The organism is Flavobacterium adiutor (genome assembly GCF_048282555.1).
Classification (GTDB): domain Bacteria; phylum Bacteroidota; class Bacteroidia; order Flavobacteriales; family Flavobacteriaceae; genus Flavobacterium.
Genome location: NZ_CP182487.1, coordinates 5,049,132 through 5,064,566, shown reverse-complemented (window position 1 = coordinate 5,064,566; position 15,435 = coordinate 5,049,132). Strand labels below are relative to the sequence as shown.

The 15,435-nt window shown below is 34.3% G+C and carries 14 protein-coding genes; all 14 read right to left on the bottom strand.

The genetic code is table 11. From position 1 onward, the window contains the following. Window positions 1-15 precede the first annotated feature (15 nt). Window positions 16-1,008 carry a tRNA dihydrouridine synthase DusB gene (gene dusB, locus ACNC7R_RS21545; RefSeq protein ID WP_417943058.1) on the bottom strand — a complete coding sequence of 331 codons (993 nt, stop codon included), beginning with the start codon at window positions 1,006-1,008 and terminating at the stop codon, window positions 16-18. 173 nt (window positions 1,009-1,181) lie between these two features. After that, window positions 1,182-2,468, bottom strand: a complete 1,287-nt coding sequence (locus ACNC7R_RS21540) for a phenylacetate--CoA ligase family protein (RefSeq protein WP_417943057.1) — start codon at window positions 2,466-2,468, stop codon at window positions 1,182-1,184. Next, a complete protein-coding gene (locus ACNC7R_RS21535) occupies window positions 2,465-4,132 on the bottom strand; it encodes a C45 family autoproteolytic acyltransferase/hydolase (RefSeq protein WP_417943056.1) in 1,668 nt (555 codons plus the stop codon). Before ACNC7R_RS21535 ends, ACNC7R_RS21540 begins: the two co-directional genes overlap by 4 nt. A 5-nt stretch (window positions 4,133-4,137) precedes the next feature. After that, entirely contained in the window at window positions 4,138-5,649 is a 1,512-nt protein-coding gene (locus ACNC7R_RS21530) for a phytoene desaturase family protein (RefSeq protein ID WP_417943055.1), read from the bottom strand. Continuing rightward, window positions 5,649-9,329 carry a 1-acyl-sn-glycerol-3-phosphate acyltransferase gene (locus ACNC7R_RS21525; protein ID WP_417943054.1) on the bottom strand — a complete coding sequence of 1,227 codons (3,681 nt, stop codon included), beginning with the start codon at window positions 9,327-9,329 and terminating at the stop codon, window positions 5,649-5,651. The genes ACNC7R_RS21530 and ACNC7R_RS21525 overlap by 1 nt, the downstream gene beginning before the upstream one ends. A gap of 93 nt (window positions 9,330-9,422) precedes the next feature. Beyond that, window positions 9,423-10,592 carry a DUF2062 domain-containing protein gene (locus ACNC7R_RS21520; protein WP_417943053.1) on the bottom strand — a complete coding sequence of 390 codons (1,170 nt, stop codon included), beginning with the start codon at window positions 10,590-10,592 and terminating at the stop codon, window positions 9,423-9,425. Window positions 10,593-10,609: 17 nt separating this feature from the next. Next, on the bottom strand, window positions 10,610-11,095 hold the full coding sequence (locus ACNC7R_RS21515) for a hypothetical protein (RefSeq protein WP_417943052.1): 486 nt from the start codon (window positions 11,093-11,095) through the stop codon (window positions 10,610-10,612). Between the two features lie 2 nt (window positions 11,096-11,097). Then, complete coding sequence (locus tag ACNC7R_RS21510) at window positions 11,098-11,469, bottom strand: 3-hydroxyacyl-ACP dehydratase (protein ID WP_417943051.1); 372 nt, start codon at window positions 11,467-11,469, stop codon at window positions 11,098-11,100. 3 nt (window positions 11,470-11,472) lie between these two features. Next, window positions 11,473-12,117 (bottom strand): outer membrane beta-barrel protein, encoded by a 645-nt coding sequence (locus ACNC7R_RS21505; protein WP_417943050.1) that lies wholly within the window; start codon window positions 12,115-12,117, stop codon window positions 11,473-11,475. A gap of 3 nt (window positions 12,118-12,120) precedes the next feature. Further along, entirely contained in the window at window positions 12,121-12,738 is a 618-nt protein-coding gene (locus tag ACNC7R_RS21500) for an outer membrane beta-barrel protein (protein ID WP_417943049.1), read from the bottom strand. 2 nt (window positions 12,739-12,740) lie between these two features. Beyond that, a complete protein-coding gene (locus tag ACNC7R_RS21495; protein ID WP_417943048.1) occupies window positions 12,741-13,346 on the bottom strand; it encodes a porin family protein in 606 nt (201 codons plus the stop codon). 16 nt (window positions 13,347-13,362) lie between these two features. Continuing rightward, on the bottom strand, window positions 13,363-13,968 hold the full coding sequence (locus ACNC7R_RS21490) for a hypothetical protein (protein WP_417943047.1): 606 nt from the start codon (window positions 13,966-13,968) through the stop codon (window positions 13,363-13,365). Window positions 13,969-13,975: 7 nt separating this feature from the next. Next, window positions 13,976-14,602, bottom strand: a complete 627-nt coding sequence (locus tag ACNC7R_RS21485) for an outer membrane lipoprotein carrier protein LolA (RefSeq protein ID WP_417943046.1) — start codon at window positions 14,600-14,602, stop codon at window positions 13,976-13,978. Between the two features lie 83 nt (window positions 14,603-14,685). Continuing rightward, on the bottom strand, window positions 14,686-15,354 hold the full coding sequence (locus tag ACNC7R_RS21480) for a polysaccharide deacetylase family protein (RefSeq protein ID WP_417943045.1): 669 nt from the start codon (window positions 15,352-15,354) through the stop codon (window positions 14,686-14,688). Between the last annotated feature and the right edge of the window lie 81 nt (window positions 15,355-15,435).

The window sequence follows — 15,435 nt, the reverse complement described above, 5'->3', positions numbered from 1 at the left end:
GTCTTTTTTTTTATTTTAAACAAATTCATATCCCGCATAAACCTGTTCAATTTCTTTCATAATCGCGAATAAATTTTCAGGTTCATCAGTAGTAACTAGTTTTTGTTTGAATTCTTTAAAAGAGTGAATTCCTTTGAAATAATTGGTGTAGTGACGACGCATTTCTACAATTCCCAAACGTTCGCCTTTCCAGTCCATTGACCATTGCAAATGATTTCTGGCTGCTTCAACACGATCAATAACCGTTGGAGCAGGCAAATGTTCTCCGGTTTTAAAGAAATGTTTGATCTCGTTAAAAATCCACGGGTAACCAATCGCAGCACGGCCAATCATGATTCCGTCGATTCCATATTCGTTTTTATATCGTAATGCCTTTTCGGGACTATCGATATCACCGTTTCCGAAAATAGGCATTGTAATTCTTGGGTTGTTTTTTACACGTGCAATATGAGACCAGTCAGAATGACCTTTGTACATTTGGGCACGGGTTCTGGCATGAATGGTCAAAGCCTGAACACCAATATCCTGAAGTCTTTCTGCCACTTCATCAATATTAATTGAATTTTCATCCCAGCCCAAACGTGTTTTTACTGTAACAGGCAAGTTAGTTCCTTTGATAACGGCTTGTGTCAAACGAACCATTAAATCTACATCTTTCAAAACCCCGGCACCGGCGCCTCTGCAAACTACTTTTTTTACCGGACATCCAAAATTGATATCCACTAAATCCGGTTTTACGGTTGAAACAATTTTAGACGACATTTCCATTGCTTCTTCATCACCGCCAAAAATCTGAATCCCGACAGGGCGTTCGTAATCAAAAATATCCAGCTTCATTCGGCTTTTTATAGCATCACGAATCAATCCTTCTGATGAAATAAATTCAGAATACATCATGTCAGCTCCGTGCGTTTTGCATAATCTGCGAAACGGAGGATCGCTTACGTCTTCCATCGGTGCGAGTAATAAAGGAAATTCGGGTAATTCTATGTTGCCAATCTTGACCATATTCACTATTTTTTGCAAAATTACAACATTTAGTTCAATTCACAGCAAAACATTAATAATGAGGTTCAAAGGGTTGAAGTTAAACCATATAAGTAATATAAGTTCATTTTAGTTTTGCGCAAAGTTTTATATGGACTTATATTACTTATATGGTGAAAAAAATCAATATGATATTATCGATAATCAAAAAAACGAATGGGTTTTCGGCTCATTGGATTAAAAACCAAAGGATTAAGAATTTCTTTTGGAACAAATTCTAATTTTGGCGTTACTCTTAATTTGGCTCTGAAGTGATCTTTAATTTCCTGAAGAAATTCCGGAGTTTGGTTTTTAGCAGCAATTTTTATCAGAATTTCATCCGTACCTAAATCGTTGGTTGAAATTTCAATTAAATGATTTTCGATAGTGTCAAAACTGCTCAAAACATCATTCATTGCTGGAGGATAAAGCGTCGTTCCTTTGTATTTAATCATTTGTTTCTTCCGTCCTACAACCGGTCCAACACGGAAAGTGTTTCTTCCGCATGCACAAGGTTCATCGTGAAGCTGCACAATGTCTCCGGTTTTAAAACGTAACAAAGGCATGGCTTCAATTCCTAAAGTCGTAAAAGTAAGCTCGCCCGTTTCACCGTTTTTAACCGGCATATTATTTTCGTCTAAGACTTCAACAATAATTAGTTCCGGATGATGATGACCGCCTTTCCCTTGTTCACATTCCGTAAAGGCAGTACTCATTTCGGTAGAAGCATAAGTCGAAAACAACTTAATATTCCATTTATCCGTAATTTTTTTCGATAAAATATTCATTGAAAAATCCTGTTCTCTTAAGGATTCTCCAATACAGATAGCGCCTTTTATACTCGAATTATGATAATCGATACCGTGGATTTCGGCGTATTCGATTAATTTCAAAAGAAAAGAAGGAACGGTAATCAAATAACTCGGATTGTATTTTAAAATCGAATCCCACTGCATTTCCGGAATTCCGGCTCCCACACGGATAACGCCAACTTTCAATTTTCGAAGACCCAAAAAATAAGCCAGACCGGCCATAAATTTTCTGTCGATTGTGGTCATTAACTGAACGATATCGCCTTCTTTAATTCCTGCGCAGGCAAAAGAAATGGCTTCGTTGTAAGCTAGTCTGTCTAAGTCAGAATCGGTTAACCCAAAAGTTACCGGATCGCCCAAAGTCCCGGAAGTTGAAGCGTAATCGATAATTTTATGCTGCGGCACACACAAAAAATCATCGTTATATTGTTGTAAATCTTCTTTAGTAGTAACAGGTAAAAATGGTAAATCTTCCAGCGTTTTCACTTTCGAAACATCAATATTCTGACCTGCGAAAAGTCTTTTATAAAACGGAGAATTCTCACTGATATAAGCTAAAAGTTCAGCTAATTTTTGTTCCTGAAAAATTTTAATTTCCTCTAAAGATTTTTTTTCTATTGCCGGAATCATTGTAATTTTCTTTTGAGTTTTTTTAAATATTTTTCAATTTCTGCTTTTTCAGGAGCGGTAGTAATTTCTTTGGTCAGTGCTTTTTCAAAATTTACCCGAGCCTGCTGAAATTCTTTTTTTTGGTAAAAGTACAATCCAGCTTTGTAATACACAACCCAATAATCAGGGTTTAATGATTGATAATTTTGAATGAATTCAGTAGAAATTGTTTCTTCATTTTTCAGAGATAAATCCATCTGATGATCTTCAATTTTAAACTTTTTATAGTTTTGAAAAGCTTCTGTTTTAATGAAAGGATCTCTGGTAAGGTTTAGATTTTCCTGTTGGAATGAAATTCCCGCATTCGTTTTTTTGCTATTAAAAACAGTATCCAGATTGTAACAGACAAATTCGCCCAATTGATACGGATTTGCCGAGACCCAAACCAGTTTTTCTTTTGGTTTAAAAATAACTCCGTGATGCGCCATTAACTGATTCAAAGCTTTTTCATTGCCGTAACCCAAAGGAAGATTATTTAAACCGTTTTTATCCCTGAGAATTTCAGAAGCAATCTGCGGATTGATCTTTTTATTTTCTGATAAAAGTTCCTGCATTCTTTCGAATCGGTATTCAGAATGACTGTTTACAATTTGTTCCTGATTTCGCTTATCATCCTTAAATGCTTCTCCCTGAAAATGATTCGAACAGATTAACTGATTGGTATTTGGCACGTTGTAAACATCCATTTTTTTTGGAGAAACTTCAATTAAAATGGCTTTGTTATCATTGGCACTTCCCACCATAATAGATTCAGAAACAAATACCTTTCTTTTTTTGGCAATGGCAATCGCTTCGTCAATATTTTGAGCGTGCTGTAAAATTTCACGGGTCAGAATCGAAATCGGTGTTTTGGCAACCAGTGGAATTTTAGATTTTGAAGCATTAATAGTAACAGTCAGACCTTGCTGGTTCATTCCGGAAACGGTTCCTATCATTCCGGGCCAGGTAACCATCATAAAATTATGACCCTCCTTCGGTTTTACAAAAGCAATGATTTTATTTTCTGCGAAAGCGTCATTCACATAAAAATCAAAATTGCGTCCCAGAATCAAATTTCCGTCTTCCGATTTTTCATTCCATGCAGCAAAAGACGAACAGCCAACCAATGCCAAATCCTGTAAAGCATGCCCAATATCGTGTGCGGCGTGCAGGTATAAACCACGCTGATATTGCGGTGCAATGTTGTCAAATTCAGGGGAAGTATATTGCGAAACGCCGTAAATCTCTGTCTGGTATTCTTCAGGAACATTCAGATATAATTTTCTGTTGAACCAACTCAAAAAATGACGCAGTATTTTCTGCTGAAATTTTGAAGGGACAATATCTGTTATTTTAGAGAAAAAAATACGTTGTTGTTTATGCAAAAGCGAATCTGACAATGCTCCGGTTGTAAGTCCAATTTCCAACGGATCACCTTCCACATATAATTCCCAAAGTCCTTGTTTGTTTTTTGAAAATGAATTATTTCCCGAAATAAAAGAGCTGTCAGAACGTTTTGTAACCACTGGTTTTGTCGCGTTATAACCGGAAATATCAGGCAGATGTTTTTTTGATTTTGCTGTGCCACAGGAAACCAGAGTTCCTAAAAAACCAATGAGTAAAAGATATAAAATACCGTTTTTCATCACAATTAAGCCTGATTGATTTTAGTAATTAAATATTCTTTACCAACAATTTCAGAGCAGGTTACAACGGCTCCAATTGTTACGCCCAAAACCCCGTGCATGCTGATGCTCTGACCCGTGAGATACAAATTGTCTAATTTGGTTTTTGACGGAATCAACGTTTTCATCGGATTGTCGGAATCTTTGACATAGCCGTACATATTACCTTTATCACCGCCAATATAATCGCGGTAAGAGAGCGGACTTGAGGTATAAACAGACTGAATACATTCCCTGATTCCCGGAAATTTTATTTCGATTTCATCCAAAAATTTAGCTGCTTTTCTGGATTTGAACTCTTCATAGCTTTCACCACGTTTATTTTTTTCGACAGTTGTATTAAAAGTATTTGCCCAGGGCAGTACATCATCAAATTTCATATACGTGATAAACGTCATTCCATCAGCCCAGATTTCGTCATGTCTGGAAGCATTCATAGAAGCCATATACATTTTTGGCCATGAATTTTCATCGTATTCATGCGCTGTCCACACTTGATCGCTATTTTTAAAATGATAATAATTGTGGTTGATGTATTTGAAGGTCTCGGGCTTAAAAACCACATACAGACTAAAAGCTGAAAGAACGCCTTCAAGGTTTTGAATCCGGTTGAAAAATGGCTTTCTGAAGTTCTCTTCTCCTGCCATTTTCAAAGTTGTTTTGGGTTCAATATTCGATATAAAGAGTTTTCCGGAAACCTTTGTCCCGTCTTTTATTTTAACCGAATTCACTTTGTGATTTTCGACATCAAAATGGGTAACTTCTTTGTATTTATAAAATTCGCCGCCGTATTTTTTAAGCTGTTTCAAAAGCTGTTTGGTAATCTGGCTTCCGCCGTTGATACAGCGCCATGAACTTTCAATATACGAATTTACAATCAGGGCATGAACATAAAACGGAGACTTATCCGGAAGACCGGCATACAGAAAATTTGAACCTGCCAGAACGGCTTTTAGTTTTTCATTTTGGGTAAAGGAATCAATCGTTTCTTTTGCGTTGAGCCTTAAAATTTCATCTTCATATTTTCCTTCCCATTCTAAATTATAGAGCGGAAAAGAACCGCAAACTTCTTTTAAACTTTGACAATATTTCTCAATATTCTCTTTTTCTTCGGGGAAAGATTTAACTAATTGACGAACAAAATTATCATAACCCTGTGCATGCGGATACTCGATATTATCGTCTTCAAAAGTAATAATGTCGAAAGCATTTTCGTCTAATTGCTTCAGTTTTAGTTTATCGATAATGCCCAGATATTTAAAGTACTGATGCAGATTCTGGCCTTCACCCAAACCTCCGATGTAATGAATGCCGGTATCAAAAATCGTTTTATCCCGAACAAAAGTCTGAAGATTTCCGCCGTACTGATTGTTCTTTTCGAGCACACAAACGCTGTAGCCTTCTTTAGCCAGAATGATCGCCGAGACCAATCCGCCTAAACCGCTGCCTACAATTACTATGTCGTATTGCTCTTTCATTAATTTTTATTTAATAACGAGATACCGTTTTCTTCTGAAACAATCTTAAATCCAGAAGCTATAAGCTTTGTTTTATAATGCAGGCAATATATCAAAATTACAGAAGAAAATTTTGAGACGATTTTTTCAGGATTTTCATTATAACTTTCGTCAGAAATTAAAAGAAGTTCATACTGATTTGCAACTGATGATTCCAGTTGGGATACATAATCAACTTTTCTTTTTTGTGCGATGTAATTGGTTTTGGCAACCTCTCTTTTTTCTTCATCAGAAATAAACGAATGAATTTTTCGTTGGGGTTCCTGTAAAGTGAGTAAAACATCTAATTGCCCGTAATCATTGGCTAAATGCACTATTTTGGCTTTCGCCGAAATGTACCGGTTTAGATGATAATAGGTTTCGAGCTGTGTTTTCAGATTTTCTTTTACACTTTTTACGACTTCAATTTCTTTGTAATCATAACTGTGAATCAGCATTTTTTTGAAATAATCCGGCCCTTCGATTTCCTGACGGATTTTGTTGAATTCCGTTTTAAAGAAGCTGCTGATTTGTTTGGTTCTTTCTGCATAATTCTTTCCGAAAGAATCATTTTCAGGACTTATTCTTTCTAAAATAGAAATGGTAATACTGCCGTCATAAATTATAAAATCGCCTTTTGGCAAGACTTCCGAAACACCATGAATTAAAATAGGAAGAATGTCTAAATTCAGTTCTTCGGCCAGATAAAAAGCACCTTTGTGAAAACGTTTAATCTGATTGCTTTCAGAACGTGTTCCTTCAGGAAAAATGATGATCGAATACCCTTCTTTTGCTTTTTGGCGCAAATGCTCAACGCCGTTTTCAAGCCCTTTTGAAACGGGGTAAAAACCTGCTTTTTTAACAATTGGGCCAAAAAACAAGGAGTTGTACACCCAGTCATTTACTAAATAAATGACTTTTGGAGTCAGCATTCCGATTGTCAGAGTATCTAAAAATGAGGCATGATTGGCAATAATTATGGCTGGTTTTTCGAAATTTTCATGAAAAGAATTAATCACTTTTTTGACCACAAACGGATTGGAATACAAAACGGATTTCATAAATTTTGAAATCACAAAGCGGAATCCGGTCATTTTTGATTTTTCCTTTATTGGAAGAATCGGCATAATAAACAAACAGTAAAGGGACATTAAAATTCCGCCAAGTCCATAGTAAAAGAAGGATATAATACCATTTAAAAAACTGCGTAGTGCGAAAGGTGGATTTCCGTTTTTTGAACGGTTTGATATAAAAAGTTTAAAGAGAATCGGGTAGAAGATGAATGTAATAATCAGTGCAGCAAAAACCCCAATTAATGAAACCGATGAAATCGAAGTTAGTGCCGGATGCTTGGCAAATATCATGGCTCCGATTCCTAAAATTGTCGTGATTACAGCTAAAATAATGGATGTTCTGTAAATAGCGATTTCATTTTTTCCGGTAGTATATTCTTTTTGAAGTGCGCTCGTCATGAAAATACTAAAATCAACTCCGTGACCAAAAATCAAAGTGCAGACGATCATGCTGAAAATATTCATCTGAATGCCAAAAATCCCCATAATTCCTGCTGTCACAATTCCGGTTAAAGCTATCGGAATACAGCTGACAATTACCAATTCGATTCTCCGGAAAAAGAAAAACAGAATTAAAATGACGGCGATAAAGGAATAATTGACAAGCGAATTGAAATCGGTTTTCAAAGTGCTGAAAAAGGTTTCATTCATTTGCTGACGGTCAATTGCAATCAGGTTTTCTTTGGCGGAAGCCGATTTTACAAAACTATCCCGCTGTTCCGGAGAAACTTTCACCAAAGTCGAAATCGTATAAAAACCATTTTTTTCGGTTACAAATTCTTTTAATTGAAGCGCCTGAATTTTTAAATAAGCTGAAGCAGAAATGGGTTTGAAATCAACATTTAAATGATCGAAAAAAAGATTGTATGTGGCTGGCTTGAATCCAATCTTGGAACCTTCGGCAATTAATTGAGATTGTAAAAACTGTTTTTTACTGGCATTCCAAAACGAATTCCACTTTTGAATTTTTTGAAGCTGTTCTTTCTGCGAAAGCATGATTCCGCCCACAGAACTGAAATTCAATATTTTCTTCTCCTGTTTTTCTTTTGCTAAATCAGCAAAAAGCTGGCTGTTGTGCTGCAAGACTTCTTCCATACTTTTTCCGTACGAAGCCAAATAAATCGTTTTTGAAGTCAGGCTTGTACTTTCTTCCAGTTGTTTCTCGGCAGCTTTGATTTCCTTTGGAACAAAATTTAATTGCGACAAATCGTTATTAAAACCAACATTGTCATAAGTAAAAAAGCAGACAATCGTAATTATGACACAAAATCCAATCAAAAATTTATTGTTATGAAAGGAGAAATGAGCCAGCTTATCGATTACATTTTTCTTATGTTCAGAATTATTTTCTTTGGGTTTGTATAAATGAGGAACAATCAGAAGTGAGAAAAACGCAGATGCCATAACGATGACGGCAGCGAAAATTCCGAGATCATTCAATGCATCTGATTTTACAAAAAGCAGACATAAAAAGGCAACAGCCGTAGTCGAACTGCTCATAATCACTGGCATCGTGATATCTTTATACAATGTTTTGATGTCGCTGTTGTGTTTGTAATGCGTAAGGATGTGCAGCGAATAATCAATCGTGATTCCTAATAAAATAGATCCGATTCCGAGTGAGATCGCAGAAATCTGTTCTTTTACAAAATACAAAAAGGCAACGGCAAACAAACCGCCAAATATTGTCGGAATAAAAATAATCAGCGGAATTACTATTTTTTGGTAAAATAAAATTAATATCAGCATCAGTGTAATCATGGCGATGGTTGTCGTCAGGACAATGTCGCTTTTAATCTGAGTAGCATTGGCAACTGCAATTAGAGCTGATCCAAAATAACTGACGGAAGTTTTTCCTTTAAACTGCTGATTTAAATTTTTCTGAATCGATTTTAGTTTTTCGGCAAAAAGTGTGTTTTTTTCGGTTTCGCTGGATGAAATATCTGAGGTAATAAAAAGCAGTAATTTCTTTTTGTCTTTGGTCATCACAAAACCATTGTCGAGCGTAAAATCATCACCAATATTTAACTGCTGTAATTTTTTTAAAGCGATAAACGAAATCCCAATCGGATCCTGCAAAATAAAATCTTTTGTTATAAATCCCGAAGGCGAAATAATGGATTTGTAATTTGCCTGAACGGTTGCTGCAATACTGTCTTTCTGCAATTTCTTTTGGATGGAAGCATAATCTTGATCATCTAAAAAAAGCGGCAGATTATTGTAAACAAAATCGATAGTTTCCTGGATATTTTCTTCGTCAATTTTTCCCTGGATTCCGGTAATGTACGGTTTACATGATTTAGAAACACTATCTGAAAAGGCAGTCGCCATTTCTTTCAAATCCTCTTCTGAACCGTTTTTTTCGAGTTTGAAAATCACAGTAGTTTTGTCTGCAAAATTTAATTGTTTTAAAACTTTTGCCGTAACATCAGCTTTGTCATTTGTGGGAATCAATTTGGTTATGTCTTCTTCAAATTTGATTTGAGAAGCAAAAAAACCGAAAATAAAAAGCATCAGCACAGCCAAAAAAACCGATAGTGATTTTCTTCGGTTTACAAACAAATGAATGGCGTAGAAGTATTGATGCATGATTATCGCTTAAATTTTTCAGCCACAAATTCACGAATTTATTTTGAATAAATTGTATTAATTTGTGAATTCATGGCGAATTGACATAGAATTTTATTCTGTACGTTTCTTAGTAAAAGCGGTTAAAAGTAAATAACTTATTAAGCCAGCTAATAAAGCCGAAACGGATGCTAAAATAAGACTTCCTACGATATATTGTGCGGCATTTTTCTGAATATCGTCAAACGTCATCGAACTGTCCAAGAATAGTGGCGCATCAGACGGGACAAAAATGCTTCCTATTTTTAGAGAACCGTAGATAATAAAAGGAATGAAAGGAGGAAAACTAACATTGGAGGTTAAAAAAGCAATGACTTTGTTGAGTCTGAACAAGGCTGCGAAAGTAAAAAGCAAAATAGTCTGAAATCCCCAAAAAGGCGAAAGACCAATAAAAATTCCTAAAGCAATTGCAGCAGATTTTTTAAAATTCGAATCCTTGCTTTCTAAAATATCCTCTAGAAAGAATTTTTTAAACCCTTTTTTTTTTGCTCTTCTGAAAAAATCCCTTGGTTTGATATAAAGGAGCGCATTTGTTACCAAAACGGTATTTAAAATACTGATTCTGGTAAAGTCACGAAACGGGCGAAAATGAGAAACACGTTCTGCAGGATCGTACAAAACCTGAATCGGAATGTTTTTTACTGTAATTCCTTTCCATGCAGCACGTACAATAACTTCAATTTCAAATTCAAATTTATTGGTATAAAATCGTTTAGGAAGCCACCTCAAAGGATATAATCTGAAACCGGATTGCGTATCGTCAAGTTTAATTCCGGTTTCAAACTTAAACCAGAAGTTCGAAAATTTATTTCCAAAACTGCTTTTTTTCGGCACGTTTTCCTGTGTCATATTCCGGCTTCCAATCAACAGTGAATTGGGTTCTTCCTGAATGGCAGTAATAAAATTTGGAATATCGGAAGCGAAATGCTGTCCGTCAGAATCGATCGTGATAGCATATTCGAATTTCATTTCGATTGCTTTTCGAAAACCGTTTCTAAGTGCTCGTCCTTTTCCTAAATTTTTAGGATGATGAATTTGCGTAAGCTGCGGATATTGCTTTAAAATGGTGAAAGTTTTATCTGTCGAGCCATCATTAACCACAATAACATCCTGAGTAAAATTTAAAACAGAATCCAGTACTTTTTTTAGTGTTTTTTGGTTATTGTACGTTGGCACAATAACGCAAAACGTAGTTCGATTAAGTATTTCCTGCTGTGATTTCATGTAGCGTTTTTTGAGCTTTATTTTACAAATTGTTTTTCTTTTTCAGAGAAACTTTTAGATTGCAAAACAAAGTCTTTCAGATAATCTTTCAAAGCCACACCCTGTGCAGCATAATACGTTGTGATGAATTTTTTATCTTCTTTAATATTTTTCTTGTAGCCCGTAATTCCCGGAACATCTTCCTGAATGCTCAGTCTGATCATTCGCATTTCGATATTACTGGGATCACTTTTTATTGTGGCTTCAAGTAATTTTGCGCCTTCTTTAAAACGCTCCATTTTTTGGCCAAGTTTTTTTTCAAATTTTGATTCCAGTAGAATAGAAGCTGCTTTGTAAGCCACTAAAATTTTATCATCATTATTTGAAATGCCTGCAAGTTTTGTTACAAATTCTTTAGCATTATTTTCAGATTTTGTGACGTCAGCATACATTTTGCGGATGGAAGCCAAGTCTGGCGTTCCGGCAAAACTTACCCATATAAGTAATGTCAGTAATAGTTTCATAATTATATTTTTTTGTACACATTACTCAATTTAAGAGCAGTAGTGTCGTTAAAGTAAGTCGTGTTTTTTACTTTTACCAAATCGTCTTCAGTTGTTGCAATATCAAGTTCCAGGCGTAATTCCGGAGTGCTTTCAGGATTTATGAGCGCCATAAATTTTACATTTGAAAGCGTCTGAATCATTAAAGTCTCCTTCGTGATTTTCTCCGTCAGTTCTTTAATAATCTGAATCATGCAAACACCAGGCATAATTGGGTTTCCCGGAAAATGACCTTTGAAAACTTCATGTTTGTCATTGATCAGAATCGTAATAATATGTTTCGAATCGGATATTTTTTCTTCCGAAAGTATTTTATAAAAGTCTTTTAAAACCATATTTTATTTTTTTCCAAATGTATATGCGACACCAAATTGAAACACTAAGTTATTGCTGTCACCGTTTTCGTCATAATAATTAGTAAAAGAATTCAGAATTCCTTTTTTTACTCTTGCTTCAAATGCGATACCGTTTTTTAAGTTGTATCCTAATCCACCAATAATTCCAAAATCAATATCCTGTCCTTTGTTAAAATTATATTCCTTAGATTGAGGATTTACTTTAATATCATCTGCAATCAAAATATCAGCAAAAGGTCCGGCTAAGAAATAAAAATCGTCACTAAAATTGAATTTATTTATAGTCAACGCAGAAATATATTGTAAAGAAGCATCTACAGTTCCGCTATCGTAAGTTGTTATATAGGAGTTTGTTTCCGGAATATAAGTACTTGTAGTTCCCATACTTGCATTCCCTTTTCCCCCTTGTCTTGAATATGTTATTTCAGGCTGTAGAGTATAAACTTTTCCCAATTTTAAAGCTCCAAAAGCACCAATATAAAAATCTGTTTTGTTGCCTAAATCAGTATTAGTTAATTTAGAAAGATTAACTCCAGCTTGAATACCTGGTCTAAAAGTTACCTGAGCTTGTATTGTTGTAAATGCAAAAAAAGTTAATGCAATGATTACTAAATTTTTAATATTCATATTTTATTTTACGTTAAAAGAATAGGAAACTCCCATTTGAAAATTGACATTTGTATTGTAATCACCAAAGAAATAATCATTATTAGAATCGTTGGTGTAATAATCACTATCCAGAATATCCAGAAAGCCTTTTTTAAAACGAATATCAAAAGCAAGCCCAGAAGGCATGCGATATCCTAGACCTAAATTAAAAGCAAGGTCATTATAATTTTTTCTTAGAACTAGATTATCTTTTAAACGAAAATCTAAAGAAGGTCCAAACAAAATCTGAAAACCTTGTCCCATGGTAAATTTGTTTATCAGTGAACAAGATAAATAATCCAATTTTAAATCCTCGTATGTAACTTTATCGGTTTCTGTTACTGGATCATAATAATTTCGTGCAACGTTGTTTGATCCTTGTTTTATATAACCTATTTCAGGCTGAAGTGCATATTTTTTGGTTAAGTTTATTTCGCCAAAACCGCCAATATAAAAATTGGATCTGTAATTCGCATGCATTTCTGAAATGGTCGAAAGACTTAGTCCTCCTCTTAAACCTGGTTTAAAAATTACCTGAGCCTGTATGTTTAGGATTGCAAAAAAAAGGAATACGGCAATCGTTGATTTCTTTTTATACATTATTACATTTTAAAAGTATAACTGATACCAAGCTGGAAGACCTGATTTAAAATTATTTCGTCATAATAATAGTCATCATCAACTCCGTCATATCCATAAATATCTACAAATCCTTGTTTGATTCTCGCTTCAAAGGTCAGGCCATTTGGTAAAGTATAACCAACGCCCGCAATGATTCCCATATCAAAATCAACTAAATCACTTGAGTAGTTAAAATTGTCATTAGTTTTTAAATCAAAAAATGGTCCCCCCAGAAGATGAAAACCTCCTCCTCCAAAATGAAATTTTGCCACAACATCCAATGAAACATAATCTAAATCATAAGTAGTATCAAATGTTTGATAATTTCCGTTGTTATCATAATCAAAATAAACGGCGTCGGTTCCTTGTTTGGAATAACTTAGTTCAGGTTGTAATGTGAAATATTTATTGAATTTTATACTTGCTAATCCACCAATGTAAAAATTAGAATTGTAACTATTACCTTCGATATTAGACAGTGTTGAAAGATTAAGACCGCCTCGAAGTCCTGGGCTTACTTTTACTTGTGCTTGTGATGTTATCAGTCCTATAAATAAAACGAATGCAATTAAGGTTACTTTTTTCATGTGTATATGATTTAAGTTAATTTGATTTTTCCTCTGATTTAAAATAATTTAGTTCAATTTTCAATTTTATATTTTGATGTAAAATGACTACTTTTTTAGCAAAAATATCGTTTTCTAAAGTAAAAGTAATTGTTATTTTATCTTTTGTTTTAGAAGAACGGACTACTTTGTCTAATTTTTGATCTTTTTTGGAGAAGAAAAGGTAATTGTCACGTTTCCCATCTGCCGATTTATAAATGTTATTTTCCTCGTTTTCGAATTGTTCCTGAATCAAATATTTGTTTTTAAGAAGGAGTCGAAAATCTTCTTCTAAGGTATTGATCAGGATTTTTCGGTCCAGTTCAGAAACTATTGAATTGACTTTAAAATTGTTTTCAGAAATTTCAAAATCCATTAATTTGTTTCCAAATTCAGTTGTAAAAACAACACGGTGCGTGGTATCATTTATTTTTTTGGCGATGAAAATTCCGGACATTTCGTGACCGTAAACCGTAATATTGGTTTTGTAAACATAATCGGTTTTTGAATCAGAAAAATAAGGAACTTCAATAGCTGTTTTATCTAATTTTTTGGGTGTATAATTTTTGGTGACCGAGCCACAAGAAATTAAATTAATTGCCAAAAAGCAATTAATTAGTAAAAACTGAATCGTCGATTTTTGCATTGATCACTTTATTTTTTAATACAATTCGGGTATAATCGTCAGATGATTCCAATAATTTTACCTGAACCACAGTGGCTTCTTCTTTGTCGAAAGTCAGTTCGATTTGTTTGATATATTTTTTCAAAGTAGCGTCTTTCGGAATGAACTTCGCCAGATTTTGCCCTTTTAATTTAAAATACGAAATTATAAATTCTTTGTCGTCAAACATATTTCCGCTTACGCTTCCCACAATCAGTTTATTGATTCGGCCAAAGATTTTGCTGTTTCCTATATCAACGGCACTTTTTTTTCCTTCGTCGTTAATCAGGATTTTCCCGTTTTTGAAAATAATGCTGTAATTGTATGGTTTTTTATATTGCCAGGACAATAGCGCAGGTTCTTTAAAAAACATTTTTCCTGAAGTTTCAATGTCTTTAGACAAAAAATCCAAATGTTTGTATTGCACAAAATCAGTGCTTAGAGATTTGATTTTTTTTGCTACGATATTTACGTCTTGCTTAAAAGACACAATTTCGGAATCGGTCATTTTTTGTTCCTGTGCGAACAAATTTCCCGAAATGAATAGAATGAGTAGTGCTATTTTAGGTTTCATATTTTTTAAAAGAGGGCTTTAAATTTTTGGACACTCCCGATAATTACCGGGATCACAGATTAAAAGGATTATAAAAATCCGTTTTATCCACGTTCAATTTCATAAGCTTTTAGATTCAAAAGTTCTTCAATCGAAACGACCTGATAATTATTTTGCTGTAAAAATCGCAAAAACTGTTCCAATACCAAAACAGAGTGTTCGCCGGTATCGTGCAAAAGTACAATTCCGCCGGGAGAAACCCGTTTTATAATTCGATTCAAAATCAATTCCTGGTTTTTTGTTCCGCCGTCAAGCGAACGAATATTCCAGCCAATTGTTTTATGTCCGGTAACTTTTAAAGCTCTTCGAATCGAAGGTGTCGTGACTCCGTAAGGCGGGCGAAAGAATTTTATTTTTTTAGAGGTGAATTTTTCCAGAAGTGCATCTGTTTTTTGAAGTTCGTCTGCTATTTTTTTTGCATTATAAAAATCAAAAAATTTTGAATGGCTGTACGAATGATTTCCAACTAAATGACCTTCGTCAATTACTTTTTGAAGAATATCAGGATGTGTTTCTATATTTTTTCCAATGCAGAAAAAAGTCGCTTTGGCATTGTATTTTTTCAGAAGTTCTAAAACTTCCGAAGTATAAACGCTTGGACCATCATCAAAAGTAAGGGCTATTTTTTTTTCTGTTTCTAAAGGATTACTGCAAAACGCTTTTACGTGATAATTTGAAGAAATTCGGGCAGAACCAAAAGCATTTATTCCCATCCAGATCAAAATTATAACAAAAAACCACCACAAATTTACTGCACTATAAAGATTCAGAAGAAACAATACAAGCAATAAAAA